Annotated in this window: 15 protein-coding genes and 1 pseudogene; 13 read left to right on the top strand and 3 right to left on the bottom strand. The window is 65.5% G+C overall.

Features of this window, described 5'->3' with window-relative positions; all coding sequences use genetic code 11:
* Window positions 1–29: 29 nt before the first annotated feature.
* Complete coding sequence (locus tag ACETMP_RS24750) at window positions 30–1124, bottom strand: HD-GYP domain-containing protein (RefSeq protein ID WP_375158216.1); 1095 nt, start codon at window positions 1122–1124, stop codon at window positions 30–32.
* A gap of 266 nt (window positions 1125–1390) precedes the next feature.
* Here ACETMP_RS24750 and ACETMP_RS24745 point away from each other — a divergent pair, with 266 nt between their 5' ends.
* The 4 genes from ACETMP_RS24745 to ACETMP_RS24730 all read left to right on the top strand — a co-directional run bounded on the left by ACETMP_RS24745 (window position 1391) and on the right by ACETMP_RS24730 (window position 4095).
* Window positions 1391–2173: an alpha/beta fold hydrolase gene (locus ACETMP_RS24745; protein WP_375158215.1), complete on the top strand. Its 783-nt coding sequence runs from the start codon at window positions 1391–1393 to the stop codon at window positions 2171–2173.
* Between the two features lie 19 nt (window positions 2174–2192).
* A complete protein-coding gene (locus tag ACETMP_RS24740) occupies window positions 2193–2534 on the top strand; it encodes a hypothetical protein (protein WP_375158214.1) in 342 nt (113 codons plus the stop codon).
* A 164-nt stretch (window positions 2535–2698) separates the two neighbouring features.
* Window positions 2699–3370 carry a dienelactone hydrolase family protein gene (locus ACETMP_RS24735; RefSeq protein ID WP_375158213.1) on the top strand — a complete coding sequence of 224 codons (672 nt, stop codon included), beginning with the start codon at window positions 2699–2701 and terminating at the stop codon, window positions 3368–3370.
* Window positions 3371–3612: 242 nt separating this feature from the next.
* Entirely contained in the window at window positions 3613–4095 is a 483-nt protein-coding gene (locus tag ACETMP_RS24730) for a hypothetical protein (protein ID WP_375158212.1), read from the top strand.
* Between the two features lie 156 nt (window positions 4096–4251).
* Here ACETMP_RS24730 and ACETMP_RS24725 read toward each other — a convergent pair whose 3' ends face one another.
* Entirely contained in the window at window positions 4252–4998 is a 747-nt protein-coding gene (locus tag ACETMP_RS24725; RefSeq protein ID WP_375158211.1) for a polysaccharide biosynthesis/export family protein, read from the bottom strand.
* 214 nt (window positions 4999–5212) lie between these two features.
* Window positions 5213–5530: a hypothetical protein gene (locus ACETMP_RS24720; RefSeq protein ID WP_028133689.1), complete on the bottom strand. Its 318-nt coding sequence runs from the start codon at window positions 5528–5530 to the stop codon at window positions 5213–5215.
* A 380-nt stretch (window positions 5531–5910) separates the two neighbouring features.
* On the opposite strand from ACETMP_RS24720, the gene rpsT reads away from it, so the two are divergent.
* The 9 genes and pseudogenes from rpsT to ACETMP_RS24675 all read left to right on the top strand — a co-directional run bounded on the left by rpsT (window position 5911) and on the right by ACETMP_RS24675 (window position 18660).
* Window positions 5911–6177: a 30S ribosomal protein S20 gene (gene rpsT, locus ACETMP_RS24715; protein ID WP_027563963.1), complete on the top strand. Its 267-nt coding sequence runs from the start codon at window positions 5911–5913 to the stop codon at window positions 6175–6177.
* Between the two features lie 1267 nt (window positions 6178–7444).
* Window positions 7445–8855: pseudogene (gene dnaA / locus ACETMP_RS24710) on the top strand (chromosomal replication initiator protein DnaA).
* 260 nt (window positions 8856–9115) lie between these two features.
* Window positions 9116–10234: a DNA polymerase III subunit beta gene (dnaN, locus tag ACETMP_RS24705; RefSeq protein ID WP_375158210.1), complete on the top strand. Its 1119-nt coding sequence runs from the start codon at window positions 9116–9118 to the stop codon at window positions 10232–10234.
* A 56-nt stretch (window positions 10235–10290) separates the two neighbouring features.
* Window positions 10291–10578, top strand: a complete 288-nt coding sequence (locus ACETMP_RS24700; protein ID WP_375158209.1) for a GIY-YIG nuclease family protein — start codon at window positions 10291–10293, stop codon at window positions 10576–10578.
* A 46-nt stretch (window positions 10579–10624) separates the two neighbouring features.
* Window positions 10625–11761: a DNA replication/repair protein RecF gene (gene recF / locus ACETMP_RS24695; protein WP_028133685.1), complete on the top strand. Its 1137-nt coding sequence runs from the start codon at window positions 10625–10627 to the stop codon at window positions 11759–11761.
* 107 nt (window positions 11762–11868) lie between these two features.
* The gene (locus ACETMP_RS24690) at window positions 11869–12612 is read left to right on the top strand and encodes a hypothetical protein (protein WP_375158208.1); all 744 of its coding nucleotides are present in this window, start codon (window positions 11869–11871) and stop codon (window positions 12610–12612) included.
* 141 nt (window positions 12613–12753) lie between these two features.
* Window positions 12754–14913, top strand: a complete 2160-nt coding sequence (locus ACETMP_RS24685) for a hypothetical protein (protein WP_375158207.1) — start codon at window positions 12754–12756, stop codon at window positions 14911–14913.
* A 351-nt stretch (window positions 14914–15264) separates the two neighbouring features.
* Complete coding sequence (gyrB, locus tag ACETMP_RS24680; RefSeq protein ID WP_028133682.1) at window positions 15265–17700, top strand: DNA topoisomerase (ATP-hydrolyzing) subunit B; 2436 nt, start codon at window positions 15265–15267, stop codon at window positions 17698–17700.
* A 492-nt stretch (window positions 17701–18192) separates the two neighbouring features.
* On the top strand, window positions 18193–18660 hold the full coding sequence (locus ACETMP_RS24675) for a hypothetical protein (protein ID WP_375158206.1): 468 nt from the start codon (window positions 18193–18195) through the stop codon (window positions 18658–18660).
* Window positions 18661–18784 lie beyond the last annotated feature (124 nt).

Here is an 18784-nt window from a genome sequence, read left to right as displayed (position 1 = left end):
CTTCGGCTAATCCACCCTACGGCACCGGACTAAAACGATCCCAGCGCGACCGGGCGGAACGCCTGCAGCAGCTGCTGGTCCAGCTTGCCGCTCATGCCTTCCATCATGGCGAACGCACGCGAATGCGTGAACGGCATGCGGTAGGCGCGTTTCTCGACCAGCGCGGCGTAGATGTCGACGATCGTCGTCAGACGCACGATGTCGCTGATCTGGTTTGACGACAGGCCGTTCGGATAGCCGCTGCCATCGAGAAACTCGTGGTGATGCAGGATCACGTCGAGCATCTCCGGCGGGAAACCGCCCTGGGCGGCAAGCGCGTCATAGCCGCGGCGCGGATGCTGGCGCACCTCGGCCATCTCCTCGTCGGTGAGCTTGCCGGGCTTGTCGAGCAGCGCGGAGGGAACGAAGGCCTTGCCGACGTCGTGCAGCAGCGCGGCGCGAACGAGGCGGCGCTGGTCGTCCTCGCGCATGCCGAGATGCTGCGCGAAGGCAACCGCGAAACCGGTGACGAACAGGCAGTGACGATAGCTGCCGACATGATGGCAGCCGACCGTGGTAAGCCATTCGCGCAGCGAGGAATGCTTGATCGCCTTCAGGATCTTGCTTTCCGCGGCGATGACGTCGTCGAAGGTCAGGGGCACGCCGAGCGGCAGCTTTTCGAACATCTTCGCCAGCACCGCATGCGCCGCCTCGACGCCGCGGTTGAGAGTCTTGCCGCGGTCGGTCGCGTCGTAAACGGCGGTGTCGGGAAAGGCGGCGCGGATGCGCTGCAGGATGGCATCGGCCTGCAGCGGCCGCGAGATGGTGTCGGTGGCGCCCAGCGCCCACGCCTGCATGGTGCCGTGATGCAGCGCGTCGGCGAGCACGAACAGCCGCGGCATCGAGCGATAGGCATCGCCGCGCAGCTTGTTGCGCACCCGCTGCACGCTTTCGGGCGAGCGCAGGTTGATGTCGACCACGAGGCCGGAGAGATCGCGCGAGGGTTTTTCGGGGATGTCCTGCGTCGTCACCGTCGAGACGTCGCCGACCGCCTTGAGGATGCTGGCGAGCTCGGAACTCTCGTCGCTCCGGTCGGAGGCGAGCAGAAGCCGGCGTTTGGCGGCGGATTTGGCTGGCGCGTTCATGGCTTCCCCAGAGCATGGGATCGGGATTTGGCATCAGCCTAAGCCGGATCAGGTTCTCCGGCCCTTAAGAGGCGTGCTCAATGGAACCTTGGGGAATTCGGCGCAATTTTACGGGTTCTGGTTCCGATGGCGGGACCTGAAATCCGCAAAACAACCCCATGCACAGTAGAATGGCATTGATAACAAAGGGCAATTTTTCGCGCTTTCGCCCCACCCTCCGCTGTCATTCGCCGCTAGAGTAAGCAGGAGACAAGAGGGACGGAACCATGCCTGGGATCAATCGGGACGGCGTCAATATCTATTACGAGGTTCACGGCGAGGGACCGCCGCTGCTGCTCACCCATGGTTATTCGTCGACGTCGGCGATGTGGCATGGCCAAGTCGATGCGCTCGCCAGGGAGCACAAGCTGATCCTGTGGGACATGCGCGGCCACGGCCAGTCCGACTATCCCGACGATCCCCGTGCGTACAGCGAAGCCCTCACGGTCGGTGACATGGCGGCGATCCTCGATGCGGTCGGTGCGGAGCGCGCGATCATCGGCGGATTGTCGCTCGGCGGCTACATGTCGCTCGCGTTCTATCGCGCCCATCCGGAGCGGACCCGCGCGCTGCTGATCATCGACACCGGCCCCGGTTTCAAGAAGGACGACGCGCGCGAGGCCTGGAATGCGCGGGCGCTCGCCACCGCCGACCGACTCGACCGCGAAGGCCTCGAGGTCCTGAAGTCGGCAACGCCCGAGCGCGCCGCCGCCAGCCATCGCAATGCCAAGGGACTGGCCCTCGCCGCACGCGGCATGCTGACCCAGCGCGATGCCCGCGTGATCGAGCTGCTGCCCGACATCAAGGTGCCCTCGCTGATCGTGGTCGGTGCCGACGACACGCCGTTCCTGGCCGCGTCCGACTACATGGCCGCAAAAATCCCCGGGGCACAAAAGGTCGTGATCCCCGCTGCCGGTCACGCCGTCAACATCGATCAGCCTAAGGCTTTTGTTGACGCCGTCTCGGCTTTCCTGAAGAACTTGCCTGAAGAACTTGCCGACATAGGCTAGGCAATCTGGGACGCAAGACATGATGCGAGCGATCTTCGCGGCCGTCGCAACGGCTGCGCTGCTGTCGTCGCCGGCGCAGGCCGAGCCGTTCGGCGCGGTGCCGTCGCGCCGGCCCTTCGTCGCGACCTTGTCCAACAACATTCCGCTCGCTTTCGGCATGGACGCCGAGCAGACCGCCCGCGCCCTCGGGCAGCCGCTGCAATATGTGCGCGGGCGTCCCGGCAACGAGATCTATCTCGCGCTACGCAACATCGGCGGCAGCGGCCTGATTCCTTACCGTCACCGCCTGTTCCTGCAATTCCGCCAGGGGCGGCTGGCGGGATGGAAGGAGGATTACGGCGAGAACTGGATGTGGGAGTGAGGTGTATTCTCATGGTGAGGAGCGCCGCAGACGCGTCTCGAACCATGAAGGCCCGGCTGCTGCATCTCGGCCTTTCATCCTTCGAGACGCGCGCGAAGGGCGCGCTCCTCAGGATGAGGGCAGAGAGCCGAATTTTGGATCGACAACCAAGAAGGACAACCCGCGTGGGACAAGACATCAAGCTGACGGCGTCCGACAATTTCCAGCTCGGCGCCTATCGCGCCGACCCTGCCGGCACGCCGAAGGGCGCGGTGGTCGTGATCCAGGAGATCTTTGGCGTCAATCACCACATCCGCGCGGTCTGCGACCGCCTTGCCGGGGAAGGCTATGTCGCGATCGCGCCCTCGATCTTCGACCGCACCGCACCGAACTTCCAGTCGGGCTATTCGCCCGATGAGATCGCCGAAGCGCGCAAGTTCGTTGCCAATCCGGACTGGGCAGCAATGCTGCGCGATACGCAGGCGGCGATCGATGCGGTGAAGAGCATCGGCCCGGTCGGCATCATCGGCTTTTGCCTGGGCGGCAGCATCGCCTTCGTTGCGGCGACGCGATTGACCGGCCTGAAGGCCGCGATCGGCTATTACGGCGGCGCCGTCGTTCGCTTTGCCGAGGAGACGCCGAAGGTGCCGACCCAATTGCATTTCGGCGAGAAGGATGCGGGCATCCCCTTGACCGACGTCGAGACCATCAGGTCGAAACGGCCCGAGGTGGAGGTCTTCGTCTATCCGGGCGCGCAGCACGGCTTCCATTGCGACGAACGCGCCAGCTACGACAAGGCCAGCGCCGATATCGCCTGGCCGCGCAGCATGGCTTTCTTCGCGACACATTTGAAATAGAGCGCGTGAAGTAGAGCGCGATCTCTCACCGTCATTCCGGGATGCGCCGATAGGCGCAGGCCCGGGATCCATTGCACGTCAGCGATAGCGGCGCGATGGATTCCGGGTTCGCGCTAACGCGCGCCCCGGAATGACCGCGGAGAGGGTTGGGCCTTGCCTCCAAAGCAGAAATCGGGTGGCTGCAGCGCGGCGCGCGGCGATAGAGCTGGCGGATCAAAGCCAACTCTCGCCGGGAGATCGCCATGCAGCAATCCATCACGCATCTCGTCATCCGCAATCCGTTCGGAGCCATGGATGTCCCCTCACCCGACGATTCCGAGGTGATGGATTATGCCGCGACGGCTTCGCTGCCCGGCGATGCGGCGGACGACAATGCGGCGGCGTGGGCAGCAATCGCAGCGCCGTCCGATCCGCTCGAAGGCATATGGGCGAGCCGCTGGAACGGCGGGACCGATCCGACCATTGCCGGCGATACGCCGGACAAGTGGAAACAAGGGCGCGCCGAAGTGCGGATTGCGGGTAATCGCATCTATTTGCGCTTCGACTGGGACAATGGCCGCCGGCACGGACTGATCGAGGCCGCGCGCGACGGCGCGGATCGTCTGGTCGGGAAATACATCAACCTGACCACGCCGGCGATCACGCGGCCATGGGTCGGGCGCGTGATCGATGCCAGCAGGATCGACGGATGTTTTCCGAGTGGGCGGCTGGATTTTCGCAGGTAGCACGCCGCCGCATCGCCTTCCGCTGTCATTCCGGGATGCGCCGATAGGCGCAGGCCCGGAATCCATCGAGCGTCAGGGTTTGCACAAAAATGGATTCCGGGTTCGCGCTGCGCGCACCCCGGAATGACGACAGGAGAGAGTTGGACTGAAACGAGCCTAGAACCAGCGCTCGCCGACGAACACGGTGTCGCCGGGGTTCAAGGGCGTGCCGAGCGGCACCACGGCGCGCATGGATCCGCCGCGCTCGGTGTGGGTGACGGTGACCACGTCGCGCTTGGCGCGGGGCGAGAAGCCGCCGGCGATCGCGACGGCGCTCTCGACCGTCATGTTCGGCACGTAGGGATATTGGCCGGGCGCGGTGACTTCGCCGAGGATGAAGAACGGACGATAGGCCTCGATCTCCACCGCGACCGAGGGCTCGCGGATGTAGCCGTTGCGCAGGCGCGCGGCGATCTCGCCGGCAAGTCCGGCGGTGGTACGGCCGCGTGCCGGCACCGCGCCGATCAGCGGCATGGTGATGGAGCCGCCGGCATCGATGGCGTAGCTGTTGGTAAGACCTTCCTGGCCGTAGACCACGACGCGGAGCTTGTCGCCGGCGTCGAGATGGTAGGAGGCGTCATAGCGCACCGGCGCCGCCATCGGCGCGGCGTAGCCGACCGGCATGGGGGCGGGCGACGAGGCAAAGGAATTGCGCAGCGCGCCGATGGCGCCGCCGCCGTCGGCGACGACAACCGGCTGCGGCGCATTGTAGGGCTGGCCATAGGCCATGGAATCGAGGTCGGCGCGCGGTGGCATGACCGCGACGGGACCGGCGGTCTGCATGCAGCCGCCAAGGGCCAGCGCGGCGGACGCTGTCAGGACCACTGCCGAGATCGACGATCGAAACGCGCGTGCAACTGGCACCGGACCTATCCCTCGAAACGAGACAGCTCCAGTGATGCACCGGTTATGGTTAATAAAGCGTTTGCGGGGGAGCGCTGTGACGCGACGCGGCTCGATGCAAACACGGTACGCCCTCTCTCCCGCTTGCAAGCGGATGAGGTGCACCGAGCTCGCACTTGCCTTAAGCGCTCGCGCCAACGGCCGATTGGGCGGGACACGCCGGTGTCGCCAAGGATCAATCCCGGGAATAGCCGATCAACGGCTTCCGCGGCCGGAACAGGATCATCAGCAGGATACCGAGAATGCCGAGGACGGCAAAGACCGGCTGATCCAGCAGCAGGCGGATCACCGAGGTCCAGAGCCAGGGCGCCTTGGCCTCGACCCAGGTGCGGAAGGCCGACTGGCTGGCCTGATTGATGTCGTTCCAGAACTGGCCGAACCGGGTGAACCTGAGGGTCTGATCGGCCACCCAGCGGGCGCCGTCATAGACCATGAAGATGAACCCGCCGGCGAGCAGCAACAGCCCAATCAGTCGGAAAAAGCCGCGGATCATGCCTCACCTTATTTGGTCGTCCGATCGGAGGACCTGGACAAGACGCCGCCAGCCAATAGCCGGGCGACGATAGAAATTCAACCTCTTCAGGGCGTTACACCGCCTCCTGGGGCGCCTTGGGGCTGCTTTTCCAGCCCCGGAAAGCGTTGACGGTGCCGAAGAGCCTCTCTATAAGGGCGCCAACTGGCGGCGGGCGCAATCCTGCCGCCGCTGTTCTTTGAGCAGTTGCAGGCCACTTGAGCTTAGGGCTCCTTGAGGCCTCATGTTCCCGGGACGGCCCAGCAACCGAACACCCTAAATCCGAGCGTCGATTCCGCGGTCAAGCAAGCCGGCGCTACCCGACCAAGACGCGACCGGTACCCGCAAAGGATATTGAGACCATGGCCAATACCACTTCCGCCAAGAAAGCGACGCGCAAGATCGCCCGCCGCACCGCCGTCAACAAGTCGCGCCGCACCCAGATGCGCGGTGCCGTGCGGACCGTCGAGGAAGCCATCGCGACCGGCGACCGCGCCGCCGCCGTGAAGGCGCTGGCGAATGCCGAGCCGGCCTTGATGCGTGCCGCGCAGCGCAACATCATTCATAAGAACAACGCCAGCCGCAAAGTCTCGCGCCTCACGGCGCAGATCGCCAAGCTCGCAAAGTAAGCTCGTCAGGTCAGCCTGCAGGTCACGGCTGGCCGACCGGTCGACGGATCGATCGCACATCGCACGCATCAAACAGCCCGGCATCGCGCCGGGCTTTTTTGTTGCCCGTCATGAATCACGGAAAGCGGACACGCACGATCGACGCTCGACTGGAGATTCCGCAGCGCCAGCGCCATTCTTCGTTCCGTAGTTCTACCTGCCGATGCGGTGCAACGGCGCAAACCTTCACCGCGTTGCGAAAACCGCTGTGCCGCGGGCTCGAATTGAATCCGCAAGCAACGAAAGTTCTACACACCGTAAATTCACCGGAGCGCATACGGCGTGGGAGTTACCCTGCGAAACGGGACTCAAAAAACGATGTCTCGCTAATCACTTATCGACATAGCGACCGCAAGCATTTGGAAAATTCGTCCGCGCGTCGGGCGCATGAAGATTTTGTTAAAAAATTTTGGCGGTGGCGGAGAATTGTCACATGAGGTGCGGCGTTCTCGATTCTGTGCACGAATCCAAAAACTTGCTCCGAAGCCTGTGCACAAGTCGCGCGCGACGTTAACCGACGTCAAGTTTTTTTGGTGGCTCAAGTGTGAATCAATTCGTTGCGAGTCTTTCCGCTTAGTGTATTCCTTAGGTCGTCAGCGGCGCCCACGATCTTCAGACCAGCGCGGTTTAGGAAACGGGGCGAGCGTGCAAATCGGCGGCGGTGTGCACGTAGGCGACGCTTCAAAAAGTGATGTCGGTTCACAACCCATAGCAATATGGGAACGGTAGCTGTTTGTCTGAATGTCTCCAAGCGGGATCTTCCCGCCTCGTGCCAAGCGCATATGAGAGACATCGCAATGCTACCCCGGCACGCAAGGTGGCGAAGTCGAGCGGACGATTAGTACACGGGCAGGCATCCGCGACATCGTACGCCGCGGCTGTCTTTTGGACACGCAGGACCTTGTCGTGAGCAATCACGGCAGGACGGGGAGGTATCATGTCTTACGGACTCAACGCGGTATTGAAACACGTCTTCTCTTCGAACGATGCCGGTTTAGATCAGTCCGACCTCCAGCCTCCCGCGCGTGACGGAGCGCCGAGTACGCGCTGACCTCGCGAACCCTCCATCTCTGACATCGCTGACCGGACGCGGCGTTCTCGCCGAACGGCGGAGCCATGTCTGACGATGGACTCGCTCTGAGGTCGCCCCATGACAGAACCCCTGACGGCAGGAACTCTGCATGGCGCTCACCACGCAACTAAATCTCTCAAGAGAAGTTTTCTGACGATGACAATGGAACAGGATCGCTGGTCACGCGTGAAGGGTCGGCTGCGCTCGAGCGTTGGCGAGGACGTTTACACGAGCTGGTTTGCACGCATGGATCTGGAAGGCGTGCAGGACGAGAGCGTGCGGCTCTCGGTGCCGACGCGTTTCCTGAAGAGCTGGATCCAGGCCCATTATGCCGAGCGCGTGCTGTCGTGCTGGCAGGCCGAGATGCCGGAAGTTCATCGCATCGACCTCACGGTGCGTTCGGCCGTGCGCCCGGTGACGCCGCCGAAGGACGTGCCGGCGCCGCTTCGAGACGCGGCGCGCGCCCGCGCCGGAGCTGCGCTCGACCGCGACCGCGCCGGTCTCGGCCAGTCACGACGCGCTCGGCGGCTCGCCGCTCGACCCGCGCCTGACCTTCGCGAGCTTCGTCGTCGGCCGCTCCAACACGCTGGCCCATGCGGCCGCGCGCCAGGTCGCCGAAGGGCGCCGGGGCGATCCCGTGATGTTCAACCCGCTCTACATCCATGCCGGCGTCGGCCTCGGCAAGACCCACCTGCTGCAGGCCGTGACGTGGGCCGGCAATTCCGGCAACGAGCGCAAGGTGCTGTACCTGACTGCGGAAAAATTCATGTACGGCTTCGTCGCCGCGCTGAAGACGCAGACGGCGCTGGCCTTCAAGGAGGCGCTGCGCGGCATCGACGTGCTCGTGATCGACGACCTCCAGTTCCTGCAGGGTAAATCGACCCAGGCCGAGTTCTGTCACACGCTGAACGCGCTGATCGACGCCGGCCGCCAGGTCGTGATCGCGGCCGACCGCCCGCCGTCCGATCTCGAGAGCCTCGATGATCGCGTGCGCTCGCGGCTCGCCGGCGGCCTCGTGGTCGAGATGGGCTCGCTCGGCGAGGAGCTGCGCCACGGCATCCTCAAGTCGCGCGTCGCAGCCGCCCGCACCCATCATGCGACGTTCGAGGTGCCGGAGGAGGTGCTGCATTATCTGGCGCGCACCATCACCCATAACGGCCGCGACCTCGAAGGCGCGATCAACCGTCTGCTCGCGCACTCGAAACTCAACAACCGGCCGGTGACGCTGGAGATGGCGGAGCACGAGGTGCGTGACCTGGTGCGGCCGCAGGAGCCGAAGCGGATCAAGATCGAGGACATCCAGCGCGTGGTGGCGCGGCAATATAATGTCAGCCGCTCCGACCTGCTCTCCTCGCGCCGCACCGCCAACGTGGTGCGCCCGCGCCAGGTCGCGATGTATCTCGCCAAGACGCTGACCCTGCGCTCGCTCCCCGAGATCGGCCGCCGCTTCGGCGGACGCGACCACACCACGGTGCTGCACGCCGTCCGCAAGATCGAGGCGCTGGTCTCCAAGGACACCGCGCTGTCGGAGGAAGTGGAGTCGCTGAAGCGCCAGCTCCAGGAATAAACGCCTAAGGCGCTCCTGCCCTTCTGCCGCCGTCCCGGCTTCGCCAGGGCGGCGGTTTTGGTTTGGGCGGTAAATCGTGGGAATCGTACGGAACTGGCCCCCAATCCCTTGAATCCGGGGGCCATCCGAGCCACCTTGCGCGACCCTGGCGGCTTTGGTCATATCGATTGGATGGCCCCGACCTGCCGGGGTCATCGGTGCCGCGGCGGGGCTTTACGACCGCCCGGCTTCTTCATTTTGGGGATCGGGCGAGTAGAGCAATGAAGGTTACGGTCGAACGCGCGCAACTCCTGAAGTCGCTGGGCCACGTCCACCGCGTGGTCGAGCGCCGCAACACGATTCCGATCCTCGGCAACGTGCTGGTCCGGGCCGAGAACGCCAAACTGTCGCTGAAGGCGACCGACCTCGACCTCGAGGTGACGGAGACGCTGCCTGCGGAAACCGCCACCGCGGGGTCCACCACCGTGCCGGCCCACATGTTCTACGACATCGTGCGCAAGCTGCCGGATGGTTCGCAGATCGTGCTGGAGGCCGATGGCGACCGCGCCGTGCTGGCGATCCGCGCCGGGCGCTCGCGCTTCACGCTGCAGACCCTGCCGGAGAACGACTTCCCGGATCTGGCCGCCGGCGACATGTCGCATTCCTTCTCGCTCGCCGCCAAGGACATCAAGCGGCTGATCGACCGCACCCAGTTCGCGATCTCCACCGAAGAGACGCGTTATTACCTCAACGGCATCTATCTGCACGCCGCCGGCACGCCCAAGGCCGCCACCCTGCGCGGCGTCGCCACCGACGGCCACCGCCTCGCCCAGCTCGACCTGGTGCAGCCCAAGGGCGCCGAGGGCATGCCCGGCGTGATCGTGCCGCGCAAGACCGTCGGCGAGGTGCAGCGCCTGATCGAGGATACCGACGCCGAGATGACGGTCGAGCTGTCGCAGGCCAAGATCCGCTTCACCATCGGCAACGTCGTGCTGACCTCGAAACTGATCGACGGCACCTTCCCCGATTACGGCCGCGTCATCCCGCAAGGCAACGACAAGGAGCTCGTCGTCGACAAGAAGGATTTCGAGAACGCGGTCGACCGCGTCTCCACCATCTCCAGCGAACGCGGGCGCGCCGTCAAGCTGTCGCTGTCGCCGGGCAAGCTGGTGCTGTCGGTGACCAATCCGGATTCCGGCAGCGCGACCGAGGAGCTCGAGGTCGAATACGCCTCCGACGCCCTCGATATCGGCTTCAACTCCCGCTACCTGCTCGACATCGCCGCCCAGATCGAAGGCGACGTCGCAACGCTCCGCCTCGCCGACCCTGGCTCGCCGACCCTGGTGCAGGACCGCGACGACAAGAGCGCGCTGTACGTGCTGATGCCGATGCGGGTGTGAGACGATTTCTCTCTTCTCGTCATGGCCGGGCTTGACCCGGCCATCCATCAAACAAGATGACTTATTGGGTGTACATCCTCGCCAGCAAACCCGGTGGAACACTCTATATCGGCGTCACCAACAATCTAGTTCGACGCGTTTATGAGCACCGCGAAGGGCTGGCAGACGGTTTCACCAAACGCCACGGGGTGAAGACCCTGGTCTATTTCGAGGCACACGACACGATCGCCGCCGCCCTCCAACGCGAAAAGAACATGAAGCACTGGTCGCGTGAGTGGAAGATCGATTTGATCGTGAAGGGCAATCCGGCGTGGCAAGACCTATATGATGAAATTGCCCGCTGACACGGGCGATGGATTGCCGGGTCAAGCCCGGCAATGACAGAGTGATATGACCCCCTCCCGCATTCATCGCCTGACGCTGACGCATTTTCGCAATTATCGGGCGGCGGGGCTCGAGACGGCGGCTGACCTGGTGGCGCTGGTCGGGCCGAACGGAGCGGGCAAGACCAATTGCATCGAGGCGATCTCGTTCCTGTCGCCGGGACGCGGGCTGCGGCGCGCCACGCTGGAAGACGTCGCCGACAACCAGGGCGACGGCTCCTGGGCCGTCTCCGCGCAGGTCGAGGGCGCGCTGGGGCTGGCGACGCTCGGCACCGGCATCGATGCACCGCGGCCCGACAGCGCGGTGAGCCGGCGCTGCCGCATCGACCGCGAGCCGGTGGGTTCGGCGGCAGCCTTCGGCGACCACATCCGGATGGTGTGGCTGACGCCGGCGATGGACGGGCTGTTCATGGGCGCGGCGTCCGAGCGGCGGCGCTTCTTCGACCGCCTGGTCCTCGCCATCGATAGCGAGCATTCCAGCCGCATCAACGCGCTGGAGCGCTCCTTGCGCTCGCGCAACCGGCTGCTCGAAACCCGCAATTACGACGACCATTGGTGTGATGCGATCGAGCGCGAGACCGCGGAGCTTGCGGTCGCGGTCGCGGCCACGCGCGGCCAGACCGCGGCAAGGCTGACCGGCATGCTCAACGCGCGCGCGCAGGCCTCCGCCTTCCCCTCGGCGCAGATCGCGCTCGACGGCTGGATGGAGAATGCGCTGCTTCAGGAGACCGCAACCTCGGTCGAGGACCGCTATCGCCAGATCCTGCGCGACAACCGCCCGCGCGATGCGATTGCCGGCCGCACCACCGATGGCCCGCATCTCACCGACCTGCAGGTGATCTATGCGCCGAAGAGCATGCCCGCGCGCGACGCCTCGACCGGCGAGCAGAAGGCGCTGCTGATCGGCCTCGTTCTGGCGCATGCGAGCCTGGTCGCCGAGATGACCGGCATCGTGCCACTGCTGCTGCTCGACGAGGTGGTGGCGCATCTCGACCCTAGCAGGCGCGCCGCGCTGTTCGACGAGCTGAAGAAGCTCGGCGCGCAGGTGTGGCTGACCGGCGCGGACCCTGCGGCCTTCGCCGAGATCGGCGCCGGAGGCGAAGTGTTTGACGTCGAGAGCGGACGAGTCTCGGCCAGAGGCTAGGCCGCCGCGTTGAACCCGCCCGTTTCCGTCAGCGACTAGCTGCTTGAGGCTGCAACACGCGGCCATCGCGCGAATATCGGACGCGCGCGATATCCTTGAGCATGGGCATGACGACGGTGAGGCGTGGGGCGCAAGCTCCGGCACGATGGCAGCTGTTCGCGTGCGGCCTTGCGCTCTTCGCAAGCTGCCTGCTCGCGGCCAGCGCCGGCGCCTTCGTGTCTACCCTGCCGCCGCTGTTCTCGGCCGCACTCACGCCGGATCCCGATGCCAGGCTGCCCGTGCCGACCCGCTACCTCTATCGCGGCACCCACACCACCATGATGCCGGGCCTCGAGGCTCCGCTCCGGATCCGGCTCGAAGCCCGCGTGCCCGCGGCGCTCGGCGATGTTCTCGCCTTCTATCGTACCGAGCTTCAAAAGCTCGGCTGGCAGGAGCAGCAGCATGATTCAGCGGTCGAGGCCGATCACGCGCGCCTCACCTTCGTCTCGCCGGTCGGGCCTGCGGCGCTGGCGCTCGCCCGCAACGGCGACAGCACCTCGGTCCAGCTCGTGCAGAAGAATCTGGATGTCGCGACACGCGCGAACGTCCTGCCCGAGCCTGGTCAGTCGAAGCTGGTCTTCAGCAATATCAGCGCGAGCGAGGCCGTCCTCACGATCAACGAGCGGAGCATTGCGCGCCCGGCCGGCGCCAACGCCGTCGCGCTGGATCTGATGCCCGGCAAATATTCCTACGGATTGAGCGCGCCCGGTCGTCGAGCCACCGCGCACATGCTCACCGTCGCAGCCGGCGATACCTGGGAGCTCACGGTCGGGCCGGACGGCGAGGCGTGGCCGCCGCTTCAGCTGTACTGAGCGCCACTACGTCCCGGCATCGGCGCCCTGTTGAACCTCTCCGGTTCCCGCCGCGACTTCTCGTCTGAGGCCGCGCGCCAACGACGCCGCAGCCTGCTGCGCAGGGCATGGCGACCCGCGCGACATCCAGGAGTTTAGACGATGCCGATGATCCTGCTTGGGGCGCAAGTCCCGGTCAGATGGCTGCTGCTGACCTGCGGCATTCTCGCGATGGCGGGCATTGCGCCTCCCGCGGGCGCGGCCGACGAGGGCATCGTCGACGTCCATACGCTACCGCGGCTCGATGGCGCGATGGAGGACACTTCGCGCCCCGACACCTATCGCGTTATCTACACCGTGCCGGCCGCCCTTGCCGCCACGTCGGACGCCACCAGGAAGCTGCTCAGCGCCGACGGCTGGGTGCCCTACGTCTACCCGCTGGACGAGACGAGCGCCGCGTTGACCTTCAAGAAGGGACGGCAGGGGCTGCGCGTCTCCTTCGCCCAGGCGCGCGGGCGCCCCGATCAATCCGCGGTGTCCTACACGCCCAACCGGATCTATGCGAACGTCCCCTTTCCGGACGGCGCGACGAACCTCGTGTTCGACGAGACCAGACCCTATCTCGGCTGCATCGCGCCCGGCGCGCTGGATGCGACGTCGGAATTCTTCACCAAGGAAATGGCGGCGATCGGCTGGCGCAAGCTCACGCCCGAAACGGCGGCGCGCTGGCCGAACGCCGATCTCGGCGAGACGGTGCCGAACGGCGTGCGTGCCTTCTTCGATCATCCCGGCGGCGACACGGCGCAGTTCTACAAGCAGAAGCCGGTCATGCTGACCTTGACGCGCCGCGACGACGGCCGCACCAACGTCGAGATCAGGGTGGCGCCGTTCGCGCTGCCGCAGGAGCTCGAGGCCGACGATGACATGGCCGGGCTGCCGCGGCCCAAGCCGACCAAATCGGCAAGGAGCCTCGGCAGCGCCAGCTCCAACACGCGCGAGATGTCGGTCGCTGCGATGGCCGAGCTGCCCGCCGTGCTCGCCTTCTATCATCGCGAGCTCGCCGCGCGCGGCTGGCGGGAGGACGGCAACGCGCCGCTCGCCGCCGGCGACGACGTCGCGATCAGGATCTCCAACCCCGAGGAAACCGGCGTGCTGCGGCTTGGCCGCAAGTATGATTTCACCATGGTCAGCCTGACCGCGCAGGTGAAGGAATCGGCGCTTGCCGCCCGCGCCAAGGCGAAGAAGGAGGCAGACGCGCGATTCCTCGGCGATGCCTTGGGGGCGGCCCAGCAGCTCATCGCCGCCGATGAAGCCCGGCGCAAGGCCCAGGCCGTCTCTCTCTCGGACACACCGCTCAGGACGCTTGCCGACAGCACGACGCCGGTGCCGCTGCCTGAAAACGCCGAAGGCGTGAAATTCGACGGCGGCGACGGCCGGCTGGAATTCTCCTCGGCGTCGAGCGTGAAGGCGCTCACCGCGTTCTATCGCGCATCGCTCAAGCCCGCCGGCTGGAAGGAGCAGCCCTCCGTGATCAACCAGCCCAACATGGCGGTGATGGAATTCGCCAGGGGTGGCAAATCGATCTCGATGACCGTGATGCAGATGGGCCCGAACGTGAACGTGAGCGCCAGCGGATCGGGCCTGGTGATGGCCACGGCGAAGCCGGCAGCGATCCCGGAAGTGCAGGCCCCATCCTCCGAGCCGCTCAAGCTCGACACCGAATCCCCGCTGCCCGTGCCGACGCAGCGTTCGTCGAAATCGCTCGCCACCACCAAGATACCCGGCGGCGAGGCCCCGCTCCGCCGCGAGCTGACAGCCAGCATCCCCGCTCCGCTCCAGGAGGTCCTCGCCTTCTACCGCGCGGAGCTGTCCAAGCTCGGCTGGCAGGAAAAGACCGACGGCGCGGCGGTGTCGGCAGACCACGCGCAGATCGATTTCACCTGGCCGCAGGGCCCGGCCGTGCTCAAGCTCGGCCGGACCAAGGGCGAGACCACGGTCAGTCTGGCGCAGAAGAACGCGGATGTCGCTGTGAAGGCCGACATCATGCCGAAGGCAGGGCAGGCGCGGGTGATGCTCGGCAACATGGGCCCGAAGGAGGCCTCGCTCACCATCAACAAGCAGGCGGTGAAGATCGCGGCCGGTGCCGGCGGCCCGCAAGCGCCGAAAGGCCCGATGCTCGATCTGCCACCAGGCAAGTACCAATACGCGGTGCGCACGCAAGGACAGCCCACCCGCACCGACGCGCTCACCGTGGCCGCGGGCGACATCTGGGGCCTCGTGGTGGGCCCGAGCGGCGACGTGCTGCCGCTGCAGATGTATTGAGCCGACCACAAAGGCGGCGCGCAGTCGCTCCCGCTTGCAAGCGGGAACGGCTGCACCGCGGGTCGCGCCATGAACTTTGCCAAAAAAGATGCTCCGACCGGCGCCTGGGACGACGTCACGCCCCGCAAAATCCACGCCTTTCAGGGCCCCAAAACGACCCCTCGAATCGCTTTTTTGCAGGGCCCCAAAACGGCCTTCTGAAGGCTTGAAAACCGACCGAAAAACCCTATCTGCTCAAAGGGTTGCGGCAGCATACTTTGCGCTAGGCGCTAGCCCGCTTTCATGGCACAAATAGCCCCGCAAATCAGCGCCTTCTGCGCCGCTGATTCGGGCGACATTCGAAGGCCTCTCATGACAGAACCAGCTCGGCAGCCCGCTGCCGAAAACGAGCCCTCCAATCCGAGCGAATACGGTGCGGAATCGATCCGCGTGCTCAAGGGTCTCGATGCCGTCCGCAAGCGCCCGGGCATGTATATCGGCGACACCGACGACGGCTCGGGTCTGCACCACATGGTCTACGAGGTCGTCGACAACGCGATCGACGAAGCGCTGGCAGGCCACGCCACGCGCGTCGACGTGATCCTCAATGCCGACAATTCCGTCACCGTGCGCGACGACGGCCGCGGCATTCCCGTCGACATCCACAAGGGCGAAGGCATCTCGGCGGCCGAGGTCATCATGACCCAGCTCCATGCCGGCGGTAAGTTCGACCAGAACTCCTACAAGGTTTCCGGCGGCCTGCACGGCGTCGGCGTCTCCGTCGTCAATGCGCTGTCGAGCAAGCTGGAGCTTCGCATCTGGCGCGACGACAAGGAGCACTACATCGAGTTCGCCCATGGTGACGCCGTGGCGCCGCTCAAGGTCGTCGGCGACGCGCCGGGCAAGCGCGGCACCGAGGTAACGTTCCACGCCTCGACCGACACGTTCAAGAACGTCGAATATGATTTCGCGACGCTGGAGCACCGCCTGCGCGAGCTCGCCTTCCTCAATTCCGGCGTCAACATCGCCCTCTCCGACATGCGCCATGCGGTCGAGAAGCGCGAGGAGATGCACTATTCCGGCGGCGTCGAGGAATTCGTCAAGTATCTCGACCGCAACAAGAGCCCGATCGTGCCGGCGCCGATCATGGTGCGGGCGGAAGCCAACGGCATCGGCGTCGAGGCGGCGCTGTGGTGGAACGACAGTTACCACGAGAACGTGCTGTGCTTCACCAACAACATCCCGCAGCGCGACGGCGGCACCCATCTTGCCGGCTTCCGCGGCGCGCTGACGCGCCAGGTCAACGGCTATGCCGAGGCCAACGCCAAGAAGGAGAAGATCGCGCTGACCGGCGACGATTGCCGCGAAGGCCTCACCGCCGTCTTGTCCGTGAAGGTGCCCGATCCGAAGTTCTCGTCGCAGACCAAGGACAAGCTGGTGTCCTCGGAGGTGCGTCCCGTGGTCGAGAACGTGCTCAACGAGGCACTCCAGGCCTGGTTCGAGGAGCACCCCTCCGAGGCCAAGATGATCGTCGGCAAGGTGATCCAGGCCGCGGCCGCCCGCGAAGCCGCACGAAAGGCGCGCGAGCTGACCCGCAAGAGCCCGCTCTCGGTCTCCTCGCTGCCCGGCAAGCTCGCCGACTGCCAGGAGAAGGATCCGGCCAAGTCGGAGCTGTTCATCGTCGAGGGCGACTCGGCAGGCGGCAGCGCCAAGCAGGGCCGCAACCGCGAATTCCAGGCGGTGCTGCCGCTGCGCGGCAAGATCCTCAACGTCGAACGCGTCCGCCCCGACAAGATGCTGTCGAGCGAGCAGATCGGCACGCTGATCACCGCGCTCGGCACCGGCATCAGCGACGAGTTCTCGATCGAGAAGCTGCGCTATCACAAGATCATCGTGATGACGGACGCCGACGTCGACGGCGCCCACATCCGCACGCTGCTGCTGACCTTCTTCTACCGGCAGATGCGGGACATCATCGACGGTGGCTATCTCTATATCGCCCAGCCGCCGCTCTATAAGGTCTCACGCGGCAAGTCCGAGCAGTACCTGAAGGACGAACGGGCGCTGGAAGACTATCTGATCGACGCCGGGCTTGACGACTGCGTCTTCATTCCGGGCAGCGGCGGCGACCGCACCGGCCGCGACCTGCGCTCGCTGGTCGACGACGCCCGCGTGGTCCGCAGCATCTTGCGCAATCTGCACAGCCGCTATAACCGCAAGGTCATCGAGCAGGCCGCCATCACCGGCGTGCTGAACAAGGCGATTTACGGCGATCCCGAGAAAGCCGCGGCCGCGGCGCAATACATCGCGGGCCGGCTGGACAACCAGGCCGACGAGGTCGAGCGCGGCTGGATCGGGCAATATGTGGAAGGCCAGGGCTTCCAGTTCGAGCGCACCGTGCGCGGCGTCAAGGAAGCCGCTGTCATCGACGACGCCTTCCTGGGGTCCGCCGAGGCGCGCAAGCTCGACGAGTACACGGTGAAGCTTCAAGATGTTTACGCCCGCCCCGGCAAGCTGCGGCGCAGGGATGTCGAGCACATGGTCTATGGCCCGGCCGACCTGTTCGAGGCGGTCACCGACGCCGGCCGCAAGGGCATCACGCTGCAGCGCTACAAAGGCCTCGGCGAGATGAACCCGGAGCAGCTCTGGGAGACGACGCTCAACACCGACGTGCGCTCGCTGCTGCAGGTGAAGGTCAAGGAGGTCGACGAGGCCGACGACATCTTCACCAAGCTGATGGGCGACGTGGTCGAGCCGCGCCGCGACTTCATCCAGGAGCACTCGCTGAGCGCGACGATCGATATTTGAGACCGTTTGGTTTTGGGTTCCGATCCCTCGGTCGAGCACTCGCTGCACCTCTTTCGCTTGCGAGAGGTCGCCACGCTCGCAGAGCGTGGCGGGTGAGGGCTTCTTCCCCTTGGGGATTGTCCCATTGCGGAGGCACCCTCTCCCCAACCCTCCCCTCCGGGGCAGGGCAATCGCATATGTAGCGATCTCGCCTGTGGCCATCCTTCGAGACGCCCGCCGTTGGCGGGCCCTCAGGATGAGGACCAGGTGCGCGGCACCAATTTCCGAGCACCAATGCTGCTTAGCCTCATCCTGAGGAGACCGCGAAAGCGGTCGTCTCGAAGGACGAGGCGCGCGCTCAGGTCTCGCAAAGCGCCATATGCGATAGCCCTGCGCAAGCGGGGGAGGGAGCGCACCGCCGTGATGACGACACCGCCCTGAACCTCCCTCCCAGCCGCCGCGACGAAGTGGCATGAACCCGTAAGGCCAATTCCGGCCGGGAAGCGCCACGTCATGACCGGCTCCGCAACGCCCAGTTCCACTGCACCCTCACGCCGCCTCGGTATCATCGGCAGCATTGTCGGCGTGCTGGCGCTGATGGCGGCGGTGCTGCCGCATTGGGTGGTGCCGATCGTGTTTCCGCCGCCGCCGGCGGACAAGGTGATCGTCGACACCGGCCATCGCATCAAGGACCGCATCGTCGCGAAGGTGAAGGGCGTGGAGTATCAGGCTCCGAAGGTCGAAAAGTCGGCTGGACGAAGCTGGAGTGAAACCGCCACGGTCGCCGCAATCTCGCTCGGCCTGCTCGCCATCCTGTTCTCCGTGCTCGCGCTGGTGTTTCGCGAAGAGCGGTTGCTGGCCGGGGTCGCGGCCGCGCTCGGGACCGGCGCCATCGCCATCGAGATATCCTTCCTGGCCATGGGCGTCCTGATCCTGGTCGTCGTCCTTTATGTGGTAGCGAATATCATCGGCTTGTTCTAAACGCCTGACGCAGCGGGCCGTTCGAGGCCAATGAGCGGCTTCCGCCGCCGCAAGTGCAGAATTGCTACCCTGCTCAATTCTCGGTAGTTTCCGCTCCCGAAGCAGCCCGGCCCAACGCAACAGG

Source organism: Bradyrhizobium dasycarpum (genome assembly GCF_042019905.1).
Lineage (GTDB): Bacteria > Pseudomonadota > Alphaproteobacteria > Rhizobiales > Xanthobacteraceae > Bradyrhizobium > Bradyrhizobium japonicum_B.
Note: the sequence above shows the minus strand (reverse complement) of the source record. Positions and strands in the feature narration are given on the sequence as shown.

What these genes read in the sequence shown, in the direction of transcription:
- ACETMP_RS24690 (WP_375158208.1), top strand. Translation starts at nt 11,869, where the DNA reads ATGACGACGGTGAGGCGTGGGGCGCAAGCTCCGGCACGATGGCAGCTG.
- ACETMP_RS24685 (WP_375158207.1), top strand. Translation starts at nt 12,754, where the DNA reads ATGCCGATGATCCTGCTTGGGGCGCAAGTCCCGGTCAGATGGCTGCTG.
- dnaN (WP_375158210.1), top strand. Translation starts at nt 9,116, where the DNA reads ATGAAGGTTACGGTCGAACGCGCGCAACTCCTGAAGTCGCTGGGCCAC.
- ACETMP_RS24700 (WP_375158209.1), top strand. Translation starts at nt 10,291, where the DNA reads ATGACTTATTGGGTGTACATCCTCGCCAGCAAACCCGGTGGAACACTC.
- rpsT (WP_027563963.1), top strand. Translation starts at nt 5,911, where the DNA reads ATGGCCAATACCACTTCCGCCAAGAAAGCGACGCGCAAGATCGCCCGC.
- ACETMP_RS24745 (WP_375158215.1), top strand. Translation starts at nt 1,391, where the DNA reads ATGCCTGGGATCAATCGGGACGGCGTCAATATCTATTACGAGGTTCAC.
- ACETMP_RS24675 (WP_375158206.1), top strand. Translation starts at nt 18,193, where the DNA reads ATGACCGGCTCCGCAACGCCCAGTTCCACTGCACCCTCACGCCGCCTC.
- ACETMP_RS24720 (WP_028133689.1), bottom strand. Translation starts at nt 5,530, where the DNA reads ATGATCCGCGGCTTTTTCCGACTGATTGGGCTGTTGCTGCTCGCCGGC.
- ACETMP_RS24740 (WP_375158214.1), top strand. Translation starts at nt 2,193, where the DNA reads ATGATGCGAGCGATCTTCGCGGCCGTCGCAACGGCTGCGCTGCTGTCG.
- ACETMP_RS24750 (WP_375158216.1), bottom strand. Translation starts at nt 1,124, where the DNA reads ATGAACGCGCCAGCCAAATCCGCCGCCAAACGCCGGCTTCTGCTCGCC.
- recF (WP_028133685.1), top strand. Translation starts at nt 10,625, where the DNA reads ATGACCCCCTCCCGCATTCATCGCCTGACGCTGACGCATTTTCGCAAT.
- gyrB (WP_028133682.1), top strand. Translation starts at nt 15,265, where the DNA reads ATGACAGAACCAGCTCGGCAGCCCGCTGCCGAAAACGAGCCCTCCAAT.
- ACETMP_RS24730 (WP_375158212.1), top strand. Translation starts at nt 3,613, where the DNA reads ATGCAGCAATCCATCACGCATCTCGTCATCCGCAATCCGTTCGGAGCC.